General features: G+C 48.3%; 14 protein-coding genes and 1 tRNA gene. 12 read left to right on the top strand and 3 right to left on the bottom strand.

What is annotated here, in order from left to right; all coding sequences use genetic code 11:
* The first annotated feature begins 134 nt into the window (after positions 1 to 134).
* The 7 genes from LKE53_04045 to LKE53_04075 all read left to right on the top strand — a co-directional run bounded on the left by LKE53_04045 (position 135) and on the right by LKE53_04075 (position 7,266).
* Positions 135 to 1,355 carry a cation:proton antiporter gene (locus tag LKE53_04045; GenBank protein ID MCH3971933.1) on the top strand — a complete coding sequence of 407 codons (1,221 nt, stop codon included), beginning with the start codon at positions 135 to 137 and terminating at the stop codon, positions 1,353 to 1,355.
* A gap of 116 nt (positions 1,356 to 1,471) precedes the next feature.
* Positions 1,472 to 1,547, top strand: a tRNA-Gly gene (locus LKE53_04050).
* Between the two features lie 189 nt (positions 1,548 to 1,736).
* The gene (gene typA / locus LKE53_04055) at positions 1,737 to 3,560 is read left to right on the top strand and encodes a translational GTPase TypA (GenBank protein MCH3971934.1); all 1,824 of its coding nucleotides are present in this window, start codon (positions 1,737 to 1,739) and stop codon (positions 3,558 to 3,560) included.
* A gap of 21 nt (positions 3,561 to 3,581) precedes the next feature.
* Positions 3,582 to 4,463 carry an exonuclease domain-containing protein gene (locus LKE53_04060; GenBank protein ID MCH3971935.1) on the top strand — a complete coding sequence of 294 codons (882 nt, stop codon included), beginning with the start codon at positions 3,582 to 3,584 and terminating at the stop codon, positions 4,461 to 4,463.
* 108 nt (positions 4,464 to 4,571) lie between these two features.
* Entirely contained in the window at positions 4,572 to 5,405 is an 834-nt protein-coding gene (gene pgeF, locus LKE53_04065) for a peptidoglycan editing factor PgeF (protein MCH3971936.1), read from the top strand.
* Complete coding sequence (locus LKE53_04070; GenBank protein ID MCH3971937.1) at positions 5,402 to 6,301, top strand: radical SAM protein; 900 nt, start codon at positions 5,402 to 5,404, stop codon at positions 6,299 to 6,301. Before pgeF ends, LKE53_04070 begins: the two co-directional genes overlap by 4 nt.
* Before the next feature lie 62 nt (positions 6,302 to 6,363).
* Positions 6,364 to 7,266: a polysaccharide deacetylase family protein gene (locus LKE53_04075; GenBank protein ID MCH3971938.1), complete on the top strand. Its 903-nt coding sequence runs from the start codon at positions 6,364 to 6,366 to the stop codon at positions 7,264 to 7,266.
* Between the two features lie 73 nt (positions 7,267 to 7,339).
* Here LKE53_04075 and LKE53_04080 read toward each other — a convergent pair whose 3' ends face one another.
* Both LKE53_04080 and gltX read right to left on the bottom strand, forming a co-directional pair.
* Positions 7,340 to 9,040 carry a glutamine--tRNA ligase/YqeY domain fusion protein gene (locus tag LKE53_04080; GenBank protein MCH3971939.1) on the bottom strand — a complete coding sequence of 567 codons (1,701 nt, stop codon included), beginning with the start codon at positions 9,038 to 9,040 and terminating at the stop codon, positions 7,340 to 7,342.
* A 52-nt stretch (positions 9,041 to 9,092) separates the two neighbouring features.
* The gene (gene gltX / locus LKE53_04085; GenBank protein ID MCH3971940.1) at positions 9,093 to 10,556 is read right to left on the bottom strand and encodes a glutamate--tRNA ligase; all 1,464 of its coding nucleotides are present in this window, start codon (positions 10,554 to 10,556) and stop codon (positions 9,093 to 9,095) included.
* A 309-nt stretch (positions 10,557 to 10,865) separates the two neighbouring features.
* Between gltX and LKE53_04090 the strand changes: the two genes are divergently transcribed.
* From LKE53_04090 to LKE53_04110, 5 genes are all read left to right on the top strand, one after another.
* Positions 10,866 to 11,330 carry a DUF5684 domain-containing protein gene (locus LKE53_04090; protein MCH3971941.1) on the top strand — a complete coding sequence of 155 codons (465 nt, stop codon included), beginning with the start codon at positions 10,866 to 10,868 and terminating at the stop codon, positions 11,328 to 11,330.
* Positions 11,331 to 11,887: 557 nt separating this feature from the next.
* The gene (locus LKE53_04095) at positions 11,888 to 13,072 is read left to right on the top strand and encodes an acetyl-CoA C-acetyltransferase (GenBank protein MCH3971942.1); all 1,185 of its coding nucleotides are present in this window, start codon (positions 11,888 to 11,890) and stop codon (positions 13,070 to 13,072) included.
* 38 nt (positions 13,073 to 13,110) lie between these two features.
* Positions 13,111 to 13,887 (top strand): enoyl-CoA hydratase-related protein, encoded by a 777-nt coding sequence (locus LKE53_04100; GenBank protein MCH3971943.1) that lies wholly within the window; start codon positions 13,111 to 13,113, stop codon positions 13,885 to 13,887.
* Between the two features lie 42 nt (positions 13,888 to 13,929).
* Positions 13,930 to 14,769: a 3-hydroxybutyryl-CoA dehydrogenase gene (locus LKE53_04105; protein ID MCH3971944.1), complete on the top strand. Its 840-nt coding sequence runs from the start codon at positions 13,930 to 13,932 to the stop codon at positions 14,767 to 14,769.
* 191 nt (positions 14,770 to 14,960) lie between these two features.
* On the top strand, positions 14,961 to 15,326 hold the full coding sequence (locus LKE53_04110) for a DUF6483 family protein (GenBank protein ID MCH3971945.1): 366 nt from the start codon (positions 14,961 to 14,963) through the stop codon (positions 15,324 to 15,326).
* A gap of 149 nt (positions 15,327 to 15,475) precedes the next feature.
* On the opposite strand, the gene LKE53_04115 is transcribed toward LKE53_04110, so the two are convergent.
* A complete protein-coding gene (locus LKE53_04115; GenBank protein MCH3971946.1) occupies positions 15,476 to 16,819 on the bottom strand; it encodes a butyryl-CoA:acetate CoA-transferase in 1,344 nt (447 codons plus the stop codon).
* Positions 16,820 to 17,086 lie beyond the last annotated feature (267 nt).

Here is a 17,086-nt window from a genome sequence, read left to right on the forward strand (position 1 = left end):
ATGGTTCTTTCCTTTTTCTTGAAAAGAGATTATAATACTGAATGCGTAAATTGAGGTTTGCACAAAAGGCAGCGCCGCCTTTTTGTGGGCCTTATCTTTTACTGCTTTTATTGGATTTCTAAGGAGGAATCTGGATGACCAACTACAATTTTCTGTTGGATATCGCGTTGATTTTACTTTCGACAAAGTTCTTAGGGCTGGTAACCCGTAAGATCCGTATGCCGCAGGTTGTTGGTGCTTTGCTGGCAGGCTTGGTCCTTGGCCCTGTCCTTCACGCCATCACCAAAACGGTTTACATGACAGAGACAGATTTTTTGTCCCAGTTAAGTGAAATCGGTGTTATTACACTGATGTTTACCGCTGGTGTAGAAACCGATCTGAAAGAAATGAAAAAAGCTGGCAAAGCCTGCTTTGTCATTGCACTCATCGGTGTTCTAGTGCCGTTGTTTGCCGGATTTGGGCTGGCCTGTGTCTTTAATACACAGCCCAATGACGCAAAAGCTTCGCTTTTCCTGCAGAATTGGGCCATCGGTGTTGTGTTGACAGCGACCAGCGTCAGCATTACCGTTGAAACCCTGAAAGAACTCGGCAAGCTGAGTACCCGCGCCGGCAGTGCTATTTTGGGCGCGGCTGTCATTGATGATGTACTCGGGATTATCTGCTTGACACTTATCACTTCTATGGCAGATGCTTCTGTAAATATTGGCGTCACCATGCTGAAGATTGTCGCGTTCCTTGTCCTGGCAGTTGTGATTGGTATACTCTTCAACAAGCTCTTTGAAAAGTATCAGGAGCGGTTTAACCGCGATATGCGCCGCTTTGTCATCATCGCCTTTGCGGTCTGCCTGATCTTCTCTTACTGTGCAGAAAAATTCTTTGGCGTTGCAGATATCACTGGTGCCTACATTGCAGGCATGATGATCAGCAATACCCAGCGTGCAAAGTATATTTCCGCAAGATTTGAAACAATCAACTATGCATTCCTTTCTCCAATTTTCTTTGCAAGTGTTGGCTTAAAGGTATCGCTGCCAAACATGTCAGCATCTCTGCTGCTCTTTGCAGTCCTTCTGGCGATTGTTGCAATTCTGTCCAAGGTCGTTGGCTGCGGTTTAGGCGCAAAGATATGTGGTCTTACCAATCGTGAGTCTGTTCAGGTTGGCATGGGCATGATCTCTAGAGGTGAAGTTGCACTGATTGTAGCTTCCAAGTGCGCAACTTTGGGCCTGATGAGCAAGACAATTTTTGGGCCGGTCATCATTGTAGTTATCGTTACTACCATTGTTTCGCCAATTCTCTTAAAGCTCAGTTTTAAAGATAAAAAGTCAGACCCTGAGAAAAAGCAAATCACAGCCTAATCGAGTCTGTTCCATATCGGCGCTGCTAGCATGGCTGTAAGAGAATCTTTGCATAGAATGCAAAAAGTTGTTGACAAATGCAAACTGGTGTAGTATGATATCTCTTGCAGTCGAGTGCGAACGTAGCTCATCTGGTAGAGCGCCACCTTGCCAAGGTGGAGGTAGCGAGTTCGAGCCTCGTCGTTCGCTCCAAGTTTTAGCCGCGTATCTGTTTTGGTACGCGGCTTCTTTTTGCCCGTTTTCATTTGCTGCGAAGTGTGCTATAATAGTTTCGTTTGCGGGAAATGTAATATCCGGGCTTTTCGGGTGCTTTTCTGCAATCTTTACTGTCCGCCGCAAAACAGAGCGCAGGCAGATACAAAGTAAAATGAGGTATGACTAATGGATACAAGAAATGACATTCGCAATGTTGCAATTATCGCCCATGTTGACCACGGCAAAACAACCCTGGTCGACCAGTTGCTGCGGCAGAGCGGTGTTTTTCGAAGCAACGAGGAAGTACAGGACCGCGTAATGGACAGCAACGCCATCGAAAGAGAGCGCGGCATTACAATCCTTTCCAAAAACACAGCAGTCATGTACAATGGTGTAAAAATCAACATTGTCGACACTCCCGGCCATGCGGATTTCGGCGGCGAAGTAGAGCGTATTCTGATGATGGTCGATGGCGTTTTGCTTTTGGTCGATGCTTTTGAGGGCTGCATGCCGCAGACACGCTTTGTTTTGAAAAAAGCGCTGGCACTCGGCAAAAAGCCTGTGGTGGTTATCAACAAGATTGACCGCCCCGGCGCGCGTCCTAAAGAAGTCGTAGATGAAGTACTCGATCTGTTCATTGAGCTCGGCGCAAATGATGATCAGCTTGATTTCCCAGTTGTCTATGCTTCTGCCCGTGACGGCTATGCCATGAACGACCCTAAAGAAAAGGGTACAGACATGAAGCCGTTGTTTGATGCGATTTTGAAATATATTCCTGCACCGCACGGCGACCTGAGCGGCCCGACACAGGTGCTATTTAGCAATATTGATTATGATGACTATGTGGGCCGCATTGGCATTGGCCGTGTAGAGCGCGGAGAAGTGCATCTTGGCGAAATGCTGACCCTGTGCCACCGCGACGGAACAACGCATACAGAACGTGTGACAAAGCTCTATCAGTTTGAGGGCCTTAAGCGTATAGAGTGTGAAAGCGCAAAAATGGGTGATTTGGTCGCCGTCTCCGGTATGCCTGACTTAAATATCGGCGAAACTGCATGTAATCCCGACCACCTTGAGCCGCTGCCGTTTGTCAAGATTGATGAGCCCACTGTTTCTATGATGTTCATGGTCAACAACAGCCCCTTTGCCGGCCGTGAGGGCAAATTTGTCACTTCCCGCAATCTGCGTGACCGCCTTAAGCGTGAGATAGAAACCAACGTTGCACTGCGTGTGGAAGAAACCGACTCTGCAGATACCTTTAAGGTTTCCGGCCGCGGCGAGCTGCATCTGTCAATTTTAATTGAAGAACTGCGCCGCGAAGGTTATGAGTTTCAGGTTTCCAGCCCGACAGTTATTTACAAGCAGATTGACGGTAAGCGCTGTGAGCCTATTGAACTGCTGATGATTGAGGTGCCCGATAATTACGTTGGCCCGGTTATGGAAAAGCTTGGCTCCCGCAAGGCAGAACTTGTCAATATGGGCACCCGCGATACGGGCATGACACACCTGGAGTTCCGTATTCCGGCGCGTGGCTTGATGGGTTATCGCCAGGAGTTCCTGACGGATACCAACGGCAATGGCATTATGAATAATATCTTTGACAGCTACCAGCCGTACAAGGGTGAAATCATTGTCCGCAACACCGGTAGCTTGGTTGCTTTTGAAACCGGTGAAGCCACTGGCTATGGCCTTTGGTATGCACAGGACCGCGGCCGTCTCTTTATCGGGCCTGGTGTTGAGGTGTACGAGGGCATGATTGTCGGTGAAAATCCGAAACATGAAGATATTGCCGTCAACGTTTGCAAGAAAAAACATGTTACCAATACCCGTGCAGCTGGCTCTGACGAGGCAGTGAAACTGACCCCGCCGAGTGACATGAGCCTTGAGCAGTGCCTGGAGTTCATTCAGGAAGACGAGCTGCTTGAAGTTACGCCGAAGTCTTTGCGTATGCGCAAAAGAATTCTGAATAAGGAACAGCGCATGAAAAAACAAATGGGCAAAAATAAATAAGCCCGCGCAAAAGGAATAGATATGAAACCAATCGTCATTTTAGACCTGGAGTGGAACGGCACCTACAGCAGGCGACTGAAAGGCTTCATCAATGAGATTATCGAATTCGGCGCAGTCAAAGTTGACAGCAGTTTGCAGATACAGGATACCTTTTCTATGCTGGTACGGCCGCAGGTGGGCAAAAAAATCAGCGGGAAAATTGCGACACTCACTAGCATTACCGACGAAGAGCTGGAGCACGGGGGGCCGTTTATGCGGGTTGTCAGTCTTTTCCGCCGCTGGGCGGGCGACTGCCTTCTCATGACATGGGGAACTTCCGATATTTTGGCCCTGATTGAAAACTGCCGCTATTTCAGCGGTTCGGGGCACATTCCGTTTCTGCAAGAGTATGCTGACCTGCAGGCGTACTGCGAATCCTGCCTTTCTTATAAAAAGGGACAGCAGATTGGGCTGTCCACTGCGGCACAGATGCTGGGTATAGATGAAGAACCATACGACCATCACCGTGCGCTGGATGACAGCCTGCTCTCCCTGCAGTGCCTGCAAAAGCTCTACAAAAGAGACCGCTTAAAACCTTTTGTACAGAATGCCCTTACAAAAGAATTTTATGACCGCATGGAATTTCGTACGGTTATTTTGTGCGATATTGAAAACCCAATGCTGAAAAATGCGGATTTAACGTTCAAGTGCCCTTTCTGTGGCAATACAGCCAAGAAAAAAACAGACTGGGTCCTGCATAACAAAAGTTTTCACGCCGTTTTTGCCTGCCCTTCCTGCGGAAAAGACTTTGGCGGTCGGGTACAGTTTAAGCTGAAGTATGAGGGCCTTTCTGTACGGAAAACAGCCCGTGCGCTGCTTCCCCCGAAACCGCCGGAAGATAAGGCTGAGGAGCCGCCTGTATAACAGCAAAATTTTTTGCAAAAGCTGCCTGCGGGCAGCTTTTTTGCTGTCTTGCTTTTTAAAATACAGAATGTTACACTAAAAAGAAAAAATTTGCTTTCGGAGGAAACCATGAAAACTGCCGAAAATATGCTTTTGTTAGAAAAAGATGGTGTCCCTTTTTTGCAGCTGCCTTCTTTTGCCAGGCAGACTTGGCTGCATCACGCCTTTGCCACTCGGCGCGGCGGAGTCAGCAGCGGCATCTATCAGTCAATGAATCTCGGTTTTGGGCGCGGAGACCGGGATGAAAATGTTTTGGAAAACTACCGACGCTTTTGCAGCGCAGCTGGTTTTGCAGTAGAGGACCTTGTTGCGACAGCGCAGACACATAAAACCAACATCCTGCGTGTTGGGCAGAAAGAACGCGGCATGGGTATTCTTCGCCCAAAGCCATGGCATGATATTGACGGCCTGATTACAAATGAACCGCACGTTGCGCTGTGTGTTTACGGAGCAGATTGCGTTCCCCTACTTTTTGCTGACCCGGTTCATCGGGCTATTGGCGTTGCACATGCCGGCTGGCGCGGTACGGTTGCTGGTATGGCAGGGGAGGCTGTCGCCGCCATGCAGCGCAGCTTTGGTACAGAGCCGCAGGATTTGTTGGTTGGCATTGGCCCATCCATCGGTCCTTGCTGTTTTGAGGTAGATGAACCTGTCGCAAAAGAATTTTTAAATAATCCGCGTTTTTCTGCTGATACCTGTGTTACTAAGAAAGGCGGCGGAAAGTGGAACATTGACTTATGGGAAGCAAATGCGCAGGTCCTGCGGCGGGCCGGTGTAACAAAGATTGAAAAGGGAATGCTCTGCACCCGCTGTCATCCAGATCTCTTGTGGTCACACCGGGCAACTGCCGGAAAGCGCGGCGGCATGTGTGGAATCCTCTCTTTGGCGGAGGAGGAACAATGAAGATGGATTCCTGCAGACTGTGTCCGCGCAGCTGTGGCTGTGTGCGTACAGAGAATGAGGGAAGCGGGTACTGCAAAATGGGCACTCTGCCTGTTGTGGCGCGCGCGGCGCTGCATTACTGGGAAGAGCCATGCATCAGCGGCAAACAGGGGAGCGGCGCTGTTTTCTTTACAGGCTGTTCGCTTCAGTGTATTTTCTGCCAAAACCATCAAATCAGTACAGAGCGCGCTGTGGGCAGGCAGGTTTCCGTGCAGCAACTTTCAGACATCTTTTTCCGCCTGATTGACCAGGGCGCACTGAATATCAATTTGGTAAGCGCGGCACACTTTGTTCCTGCTGTAGCAGAGGCTCTGAAGCTGCGCCCGCTGCCGGTGCCGGTTGTCTACAATTCCAGCGGATATGAGTCCCTTAAAACACTGCAAATGCTGGACGGCTTGGTGCAGATTTATTTACCCGATTATAAATACGATGATGATACCCTCGCTGTTCGTTTTTCCCATGCGTCGGATTACACAGAAAAAGCGCGCGCAGCAATTTTAGAAATGACCCGTCAGACCGGCCCCTGCCGCTTTGATGATAATGGTATTCTGCAGAGCGGCACCATTGTGCGCCACCTGTTGCTGCCGGGGCATACACGCAATACGATTGCTGCGCTTGACTGGCTTGCGGAAAACCTGCCCAAAGGGACACTAGTCAGTCTGATGGGGCAGTACACACCCTGTGGGGATGTCAAAGCGTATCCGGAGCTGACCCGCCGGGTAACCACCCGCGAGTACAAAAAAGTAGAGCAGCACTTGTTTGACCTCAATTTAGACGGCTTTGTCCAGGACCTGTCTTCTGCAAAAAAGACGTATATTCCGTTGTTCGACTTGACAGGTGTCTGTGAAGACAGATAATCCCACATAAAAAAGCATAAAATCAGTGCATTTCCCGTATGTAAAGAAGGGGGGTGCACGCATTGAAACTAGTACAGCGGAAACTGCGCAGGGCAGCTGCTACGCTTTGCGCAGCAGCAGTCATTTTAGCGGGGGCCGGCTGCCTGCACGCAGCAAGCAGTGCGGTGCCTGTGTCGGCAAAGGCAGTGCAGCCTGCCGGCATTTCTCTGCCGATTCTTATGTATCACAGCATGCTGCCGCCGTCTGTTTTACACGGCCGCTACATTGTTTCTCCAACACTTTTTGAGCAAGACCTGCAGTATCTGCAAAAAGAGGGCTATACCGCCGTCACTATGCAGGACTTGCTGAATGCAGTCAATGGAGAAGGCACTTTGCCTAAAAAACCGGTTATGCTCTCTTTTGATGACGGCTACTACAACAATTATAAATATGCTTTTCCGCTGGTCAAAAAGTATCATATGAAAATGGTCCTGTCGCCCATAGGCATTTGTACAGAGCAGTTCAGCAAAGCAGACAGCGACCACCTGACCTACTCCCATGTTACGTGGAAAGAGCTGAATGAAATGCTGCAGAGCGGCTGTGTCGAGGTGCAGAATCATACCTATAATCTGCACCAAAACCACCATGGTCGGCTTGGTGCCAGCAAGCGCCGCTCTGAAAGCGTTGCAGATTACCAAAAAATGCTGCAGGAAGATCTGACGCATAATCAGGCGTTGTTTTATGAGCATACCGGTGTCCACATGAATACCTTTGTCTATCCGTTTGGTGCGGTAAGCGAAGCGGCAGGCGATGTGATTCATGCCGTCGGATTTCGTGCAACGTTGACCTGTACAGAAAAAATGAATCACATTACACAGGACCCGGCTTGTCTGTATGAACTCGGCCGCTTTCTGCGTCCGCCAGATCTCTCCCCGGCACAGTTCTTTGCCCAAAAGATTCTCCCTGCCGAAAAAAAGACAAAATAAAAAGAATCGCTTGTTTTTTCGCATACAGCGGAAAGGACAGGCGATTCTTTTTAATATTCAACAATAGGAAAGCTTATTTTTTCTTTTTGGGTTTAAAGCTGTCTTTCAGAGAAACAGAGCGATTAAAGACCATGTGCGTTGAAGCAGAGTCTTTGTCAAAGCAGAAGTACCCTTCCCGCATAAACTGAAAAGCGGTTTTCGGATCTGCATTCTGCATAGCCGGCTCTACTTTGCATCCCTGAAGGATTGTAAGGGAATTTGGATTGATGACCTGCAGAAAGTCCTCTTCCTGTTCCGGCTCTGCTACAGTAAACAGACTGCCGTACAGCCGAACTTCTGCATCAACACAGTTGTGTGCGTCGACCCAGTGAATTGTGCCGCGCACTTTGCGGCCATCCGGTGTATCTCCGCCGCGTGTAGCTGGATCATACGCAGCAAAAACAGTTTTAATGTTTCCATTTGCATCTTTTTCGCATCCGGTGCAGCGCACAATATAGGCTGCTTTCAAGCGGACTTCATTTCCGGGAAAGAGCCGGCGGTAACCTTTGACTGGCGTCTCCAGAAAGTCGCTTGCGTCAATCCATAGTTCGTGGGAAAAACTTACTGTGTGACTTCCATCCTGCTCACGCTCAGGGTTATTCTGCATGACAAACGTTTCGGTTTTATCTTCCGGGTAATTTGTAAGGATCAGCTTAATCGGGTGTAAAACCGCCATGGTGCGCTGTGCGTTGAGATTCAGATCTTCCCGCAGGCAGTGTTCCAAAAAGTCATAGTCGACGGTTGAGTTCACTTTTGAAACACCGATGCGCTCACAGAAATTGCGGATAGATGCCGGCGTAAAGCCACGGCGGCGCAGGCCGCAGAGGGTTGGCATACGTGGATCGTCCCAGCCGGAAACATAGTTGCCCTCCACCAGTTTGCGCAGTTTGCGCTTGCTCATAACGGTGTTGTTAATGCCCAAACGGGCAAATTCAATCTGCCGCGGTTTTGCCGGCAGGTCAATGTTGTTGATGACCCATTCGTACAGGGGGCGGTGGTCCTCAAATTCTAGTGTGCACAGCGAGTGGGTGATTCCTTCAATAGCATCTTCAATCGGGTGGGCAAAGTCATACATGGGGTAGATGCACCACTTTGTGCCGGTGCGGTGGTGTGCTGTGTGATTGATGCGGTAAATGACCGGGTCACGCAGATTGAAATTGCCCGAGGCAAGGTCAATCTTTGCACGCAGGGTCATACGTCCATCGGCAAATTCGCCTTTTTTCATGCGTGCAAACAGGTCGAGGCTCTCTGCAACTGGGCGGTCACGGTAGGGACTCACCGCCGGATGAGAGAGGTCGCCGCGGTTGTCGTGCATCTGTTCTGGGGTCAGTTCACAGATGTAGGCGAGGCCTTTTTTAATCAGCTTTACCGCCAGGTCGTACATGGTGTCAAAGTAATCAGAGGCGTAATGAAAGCGGTCGCCCCAGTCAAAACCGAGCCAGTGAATGTCCTCTTTGATTGCGTCGACGTATTCGGTATCTTCTTTGGTTGGGTTTGTGTCATCCATGCGCAGATTGCACAGACCGCCGAATTTTTCTGCGGTGCCGAAATCAACGCAGATCGCTTTTGCATGTCCGATGTGCAGGTAGCCGTTTGGTTCCGGTGGAAAGCGGGTGTGCACCTGCTGACCGGCGTAGCGGCCGTTTTCCGCAATATCTTCTGTAATAAATGTATGAATGAAGTTTCCGCTGCCCGTTTCTTCAGGTGCGGGGCACTTGTCAGTCGTTTCGCTCATAAAGAGTCCTCCTGATTTTCTAAACATAATATATATAGAATAGGGACAATCATTAGCCGGCGCTTTTTACTTTTTCTAAACCGCTCTGCAGCCGGCGCAGAGATTCCTCTTTGCCAAGCAGGGAAAGAATCTCCATAGCGCCGCCGGGGGTTACTTTCTGTCCCGCAGCCGCTATGCGGACAGGCCACAGAAGTGTGCCGTTTTTCACTTCCAGTTTCTTTGCCAGGTCCAGCAGGTTTTCGTGCAGGGAGCCGACGCTCCAGTCAGAGAGCGCAGTCAAATTCGCAATAGCTGCCTGCAGCATGACCGGTGCATTTTGCAAAGTTGCCTTGCTCTTTTTATTGACAAAAAGTTCCGCATCGTACTGGGGCAGTTCACGGAAAAACTGCAGCATCTCCGGAATTTCCGGCAGCTTCAGCACACGCGGCTGCAGCATGTCTGCCAAAATGCCCCAGTCTTTTTCTGCACTGCCAAAGATTTCGCGGAAATACGGCATGGCTTTTTCAATAAAGGTTTCTTTGGGCATTTTCTTAATATATTCGCCGTTCATCCAGGTCAGCTTTTCGTAGTCAAAGACGGCAGGACTTTTGCTGATGCCGTCAATGCTGAAAGCTTCGGTGAGTTCTGGCAGGGTAAAGAGCTCCTGCGTATCTTTGGGCGCCCAACCTAGCAAAGCAATGTAGTTGATAATTGCTTCCGGCAGATAGCCCTCTTTCAGCAGGTCTTCAAATCCGGTGGAGCCGTGCCGCTTAGAAAGCTTGCTGGTTGAGCCGTCCGGGTTGCGGCCCATAATCAGCGGCAGATGCACATAGGTTGGAATCGGCCAGCCAAAGGCTTCATACAGCAGGTCATACTTTGGCGTGCTGGTCAGGTATTCGCAGCCGCGCACTACATGTGTAATGTGCATTAGGTGGTCATCTATAACATTCGCGAAGTTGTAAGTTGGGTAGCCGTCTGATTTAATTAAAATTTGGTCTTCCAATTCGCTGTTTTCAATCGTGATGATTCCAAAGACACTGTCGGTAAACGAAGTGCTGCCCTTTAAGGGCATTTTCTGCCGAATAACCCACGGCGTGCCGGATTGCAGCAGCCTTTCAGTTTCTTCCGGCGGCAGATTGCGGCAGTGACGGTCGTATCCGCCTATCCCGTTTTCATCGTGCAGAGAGGCAAGGCGTTCTTTGCTGCAGAAGCAGTAATAGGCTTTTCCTTCCTTTACCAGCTGCTGTGCGTAAGGCAGGTAGATATCTTTTCGCTGACTTTGCACATAGGGGCCGTAGGGGCCGCCGATGTCTGGGCCTTCATCATGCTGCAGGCCGACTTGCTGTAATGTATGATAAATCACATCTGTGGCGCCTTCTACAAAGCGCTCTTGGTCTGTGTCTTCAATGCGCAGGACAAAGCTGCCTCCCTGTGACTTTGCAATCAAGTACTCAAACAGGGCGGTACGCAGGTTGCCAACATGCATAAACCCCGTTGGGCTGGGTGCAAAGCGGGTCCTGACTGTCTGTTTTTCCATAAAATTTACCCCTTTTCGTTGACGTTCTTTTATTATACCGAAAAAAGGCGGCTGGTGCAATCGTTTGCCCCGGCATTTTCGCAAATAACAGATAAAGCAGAACCCTGTGCGCCAAAAGAGTTGGTCCAATATGTGGGGAATAGAAGTCAAGAAAGGATTAAATTATTAAAAATAAATATATTGTTTAAAAAATATCAAATTATAATTGATTTTTTGTTGAATATATGTTAATATGGCAGAAATAGAGAGGAGTATAAGAAAAAACACACTTCATCACCGCAAAGACGCCCCAAAAAGGAGATAAGCAGCATGAAAGCAGTTATAGCATTTGTGGTAGCGCATCACGTTATCTTGACAGTGATATATGTTTTTTATGTGGTTGCTCTCTGGCGTGTATTTACAAAGGCGCATGTTGCCGGCTGGAAATCCGTAGTCCCATTTTATAATTTATACCTGCTCTTTAAGATTAGCTGGGACAAAAAGATGTTCTGGGCTCTTTTTGGCAGCCTGCTGCTGGCCGCACTGATGAGAAGCTTTTCGGGAATGTTTGTTCCAGAAATGCTGGCATCCCTGCTGACAATCGTAGCAGACATTGTTTACATTCTTATGAATGTGAATTTGTCACGCTCCTTTGGCAACCAGGGCTGGTTTACGCTGGGGCTCATTTTCCTAAATCCCGCTTTCATTGTGATATTGGGCTTTTCTACACGGCAGAAATATTTGGGTCCGCAAATTGAGACGCAAAATCATTTTCAGACAGCACAAAAGCGTTGAAAGTAATTTACCGGGTACAAAAATGGCTGTCCTTGCGGTGAAGTGTGCTTTTTATTTTTTTATTTCTTTTAATAGGTAGGACCTTCTGCTGCAAAAGAAAAAAGCGGGGAAGGGCTTTCTTTTGTAAGAAACAGCGTTTTGACTGCTCAAAAGATGGGCCATGCAAAATCGGTCTTACGGGAGTAAATGAAGAAGAAGCACCCAATAAGCCCAGTTTTCCAGCATTATTTCAGGTACAATCGGCTTTTGCCCGCTAAATATGCGGCTATTCTGTTTTTTACAGTATTTATTTTGAATTAATAATAAATTTTATAAAAAAATAACCTGATAGGGCTTTCCAAGCGCCTAATTGTATGTTATGATAATTTAGACGAAAGCAAGGGGGGGTATCTGTGTATTTTTCGTGAAAATATTGTAAAAAGTTTGCTAAAACTTTAACAAAATCCTTGCAATCGGCAACAGTTTGTGATATATTTAACTTGTGTTAAAAAGCTGGTTTCCCGCACCGGCATGGGGCGGCAAAAACAGCTGAAATAAATGAATGGGGGAAACAACAAATGTCTAAGAAAATCGTATTAGCAGGTGCCTGCCGTACTCCAATCGGCAAAATGGGTGGCGTATTTGTAAACACTTATACTCCTGAGCTGGCAACAATCGTTGTAAAAGAGGCTCTGAAGCGCTCTGGTGTACCGGCAGAGGCTGTCGATGAAGTTATCCTGGGCTGCGTATTCCAGGGCGGCATTGGCCAGAATGTTGCTCGTCAGGCTTCTGTATATGCTGGTATTCCGATCAGCACGCCTGCTTTCACACTGAACAACCTTTGCGGTTCCGGCCTGAAGAGCATCAACGTCGCTGCTGGTCTGATCCAGTCTGGCCAGGCAGACGTTATTGTTGCCGGCGGTGCTGAGAACATGTCCAACGCTCCTTACCTGCTGAAAAAAGCTCGTTTCGGCTATCGTTTGAATGACGGTGTCCTCATCGACTCCATGCAGAACGATGGTCTGTGGGATACTTTCCATCATTACCCGATGGGCATCACTGCAGAAAATGTTGCTGAGAAATACGGCATCACTCGTGAAATGCAGGATGAGTTCTCTGCAAACAGCCAGCAGAAATGCCAGAAGGCTATTGCCGAGGGCAAGTTCAACGATGAGATCGTTCCTGTCGAAGTGAAGCAGAAAAAGAAGACTGTCCTTATCGACAAGGATGAGCCGCCGCGTGCCGGTATTACTGCTGAGAGCCTTGCTCACTTGAAGCCTTGCTTCAAAGAGGGCGGCACTGTTACCGCTGCCAACTCCTCCGGTATCAACGATGCAGCTTCCGCTGTTATCGTAATGACAGAAGACAAAGCAAAAGAACTCGGTGTCAAGCCAATGGCTTATTGGATCGACGGCGCTTCTGCTGGTGTTGATCCGGCTTACATGGGCCTGGGCCCGATCGATGCAACAAAGAAAGTTATGAAGCACAGCGGCATGTCCGTAAAGGATATGGACCTGGTCGAAGCAAACGAAGCTTTTGCTGCACAGTCCATTGAAGTTTGCCGTGAACTGGAATTCGACATGAGCAAAGTCAACGTCAACGGCGGCGCTATTGCTCTGGGCCATCCGGTTGGCTGCTCTGGTTGCCGTATCCTGACCACCCTGATGTATGAAATGCAGAAGAGAAGCAGCGAGTATGGCCTTGCTACTCTTTGTGTTGGCGGCGGCATGGGTGTTGCTACAATCGTTAAGAGATACGAATAATCTCTTTCGGTATTGTATAGTAAAAGAAGGCTGAAAAAATGAGCTATGTAAAATATGAACAAAAGGATTTCGTCGGTATTGTTACCATTGACCGCGAAAAAGCCTTGAATGCTTTAAATCCTGAGGTCCTTGCTGACTTGGAAGCTGTCATTGACGCAATCGATGCGGACAAGACCCGCTGCGTCATTGTCACCGGTGCTGGCAAGAAATCGTTTGTCGCCGGCGCAGATATTGGCGCCATGAGCACCATGGGCTCTGCAGAGGGCCGTGCGTTCAGTGCAAACGGCAATCAGGTTTTCCGCAAAATTGAAAAGCTGCCGATGCCTGTCATCGCTGCAGTAAACGGTTTTGCACTTGGCGGTGGGTGCGAGCTCTCTTTGAGCTGTGATATTCGCCTTGCTGCTGAAAATGCTGTCTTCGGACAGCCTGAGGCTGGCTTGGGTATTACCCCCGGCTTTGGCGGCACACAGCGTCTTGCCCGCACGATTGGTGTCGGCAAGGCAAAGGAAATGATCTATACCGCCCGCAATATTAAGGCTGATGAAGCTTATCGCGTGGGTCTGGTAAATGCCGTTTATCCGGCAGAGCAGCTGATGGATGAAGCCATGAAGATGGCACAGCGTATTTCTGGCAACGCACCAATCGCCGTTCGTCAGTGCAAGAAAGCCATCAACATGGGTCTGCAGATGGATATTGATTCTGCAACTTCTTTTGAGCCGGAAATGTTTGCTGCTTGCTGCGGCACACAGGACCAGCACAATGCGATGACTGCTTTTGTTGAAAAACGGAAGCACGATCCATTTATCAATAAGTAATTGATGCTTTAAAATTTTATATTTGATAGGAGGACTTTTCTCATGATCGTTGGCGTTATTGGCGCAGGAACCATGGGCTCCGGCATTGCACAGGCTTTTGCTCAGACAGAGGGCTATGAAGTCCGTCTTTGCGACGTAAAGGCAGAGTGGGCAGCAGGCGGCAAGGGCAAGATTCAGAAGAGCCTTGATCGTCTGGTAAAGAAGGGCAAGATTGATCAGGCTAAAGAAGACTCCATTCTTGCTAAAGTTACAACTGGCACAAATGAAATTGCGGCTGACTGCGATCTGATTGTTGAAGCAGCTCTGGAGAAGATGGACATTAAGCAGGGTATCTTCAAGCAGCTCGATGAGCTCTGCAAGCCCGAGTGCATCTTTACTTCCAACACTTCTTCTCTGTCTATCACAGAGATCGGCCATGGCATTAAGCATCCGGTTGTTGGCATGCATTTCTTCAACCCGGCTCCTGTTATGAAGCTGGTCGAAGTCATTGCCGGCATCAACACCCCTGACGAGGTTGTTGAGCGCGTAAAGGCTATCTCTACTGAAATCGGCAAGACCCCTGTGCAGGTCAAAGAAGCTCCTGGCTTCGTTGTAAACCGCATTTTGGTTCCGATGATTAACGAAGGCATTGTTGTCCTCTCCGAGGGCACTGCTTCTGCTGAGGATATCGATACCGCAATGAAGCTTGGCGCAAACCACCCGATGGGTCCGCTGGCTTTGTCCGACTTGATCGGCAACGATATCGTTCTCGATGTTATGGAAGTTCTGTACTCTGAGACAGGCGACTCTAAGTATCGTCCTGCTCCGCTGCTGCGCAAGATGGTTCGCGGCGGTCTGCTCGGCCGTAAGACCGGTAAGGGCTTCTACGATTACTCCAAGTAATCTTTAACTTTCAGGTGCTTTCTGTGGCACTTTACATGTTTGTTTTCTCGTAATGCAGAAAAACATAGGCAGTTTAGGCTGCAGGAAGATAAGATTTGTTAAAAAGTTCAGCTGTGAAGAGCAATCTTTGCAGCTGGGCTTTTTTGTGTTATAATAATGCAAATACTTTTTTGAAATCGGGGTTTCAGTCCATGCTTGAAAATAACTGGGAAGAAGAGCAGGTTGATGTCGATGCAAAATTGCTTGCAAAGATTATTTTTGATAAAGAAACGCCAAACTATCTTCCACTTGAACATGAAAAAGACACACAGGTCAATGCTTTGTATGCACAGCTGAATGACCTTTTGCAGAAGAATCAGCTGAATGCAGCGGAAGATCTGCTGTATGCAGATCTTGATACAAAAAACTACCGTTACCTAGAAATGGCAATCGACTTCTATGTAAAACTAAACCATAAAACGGATGATGAACTTGACAAAGCCGGCTTTGAGCGTACAGAAATATCCGAGGGCCTGCAGGATATGATTCATCAGTTTAATATTACATTGCCAGCATAAACAAAAGGGGTGGAAGTACAGATGCCCTATCAGCGGATAAAAGCACCCGTGTTCCCATTCTTTTAAACGATAATGTGCATTTTCACAGAAACAGTAAAAAAGGCGGCACAGCTTTTACGCTGTACCGCTTCTTTTGTAAAAAGGGAAAATCAGATTTTGTTGCTTCTGCGCCAAATGCCCTGTTCTTCTGCAGCTTTAATCAGCTGTTCGCGGCAGTCCGGATGCGCAATGCTGATCAGCTTTTCTGCACGGCCCCAGGCAGAGGTGCCTTTCAGGTTTACCATGCCATATTCTGTTACGACATACTGCGTGTTGGGGCGGGCGTCGGTGACAGCCGAGCCGGGATGCAGAACCGGCAGAATGCGAGACTGAACCTTGCCCTGTTTGTCCTTGAAAGTGGAAGAGCAGCAGATGAAGCTCTTGCCGCCGTGGGACATATAGGCACCAAGAACAAAGTCAAGCTGACCGCCGGCACCAGAAATCTGACGGAACCCGTTAGATTCACCGTTAACCTGGCCGTAAAGGTCAATGTTTACGATGTTGTTAATTGAAATCATATTGTCGTGCTGCGCGATAATGCGCGGGTCATTGACATAGTCGACAGGCATTGCCATGCAGGTCGGGTTGTCGTCCAGGTAATCATAAAGTTCCTGCCGTCCGGAAGCAAAAGCATAGACCTGCATACCGGGGTTGAGTCCCTTTTTGGCGCCAGTGATAATGCCGCGTTCTGCCATCTTTACATAGGAATCTACGTACATTTCGGTGTGTACACCAAGGTCTTTCAGGTCAGACTCTGCCAGCAAAGAACCCACGGCGTTGGGCATTCCGCCAATGCCCAGCTGCAGGCAGGCACCGTTTGGAATCTCTTTTACAATCTGCTTTGCTACAGCAAGGTCAACTTCAGTAGACGGCTTTGCTTCGCCCATGCAGCGTACATAGGGGTCTTTCATTTCAACAATCGCGTTTACGCGGGAAATCGGGATTCTCTCCTGATAGTTGCCAATACAGCGCGGCAGCTTTGGGTTTACCTCTACGATAATATACTTTGCACGTGAAAAAGCGGCATCTTGCATGGCGCCGGAGGGGCCAAAGCTGAAATAGCCGTGTTTGTCCATCGGCGAAACCTGGCACATTGCCACATCAATCGGTGGAAGCTCATTGCGGTAATAGCCCGGCATTTCAGAAAAGCGGTGAGGGACGGTGGTGATGAAGCCCTTTGATGCGTAGCGGCGCTCAAAGGCAGTGTAGAACCAAGAATAAACAGTAAAGTGATCAATCGCATTGGGTACATCATAGATAGCGGGCTGCTCCATTTCGATACCAAGGCGAATCTTTACATCTTTCAGGTTTTGTACATGTTTGGCAAGTGCAATATCCAAATCATGTACTGTGCCGCAGTTAAAGCCAAGGTCGACCCAGTCGCCGGACTTGACGGCCTGAATTGCCTGGTCAGCGGACATCAGTTTTTGTGCATATTCTTCTTTAAAACTCATAATTTTTTCCAACTGCCTTTCCTAAAAATAAGGTTCCAACAAAACAAGATCACTTTAAAAATACTTCGTTAATATTATAACATTTTTCCAAATATAAGACAAGTATCTGCTTAGTGATTTTTTCTAAAACTAGGCAAAATTTTCTATGACTTTTGTAAAATCACGTAAAAATATATAAAAAGAAGAAAAAGGGAAGCGGAGGCTTTGTTGGTGCTTGCAGCTGCCGGTATAAATGCGTTAAAATATAGGGGAACAAACTCAAAATAC

The organism is Oscillospiraceae bacterium, assembly GCA_022483045.1.
Classification (GTDB): Bacteria; Bacillota; Clostridia; order Oscillospirales; family Acutalibacteraceae; genus Caproicibacterium.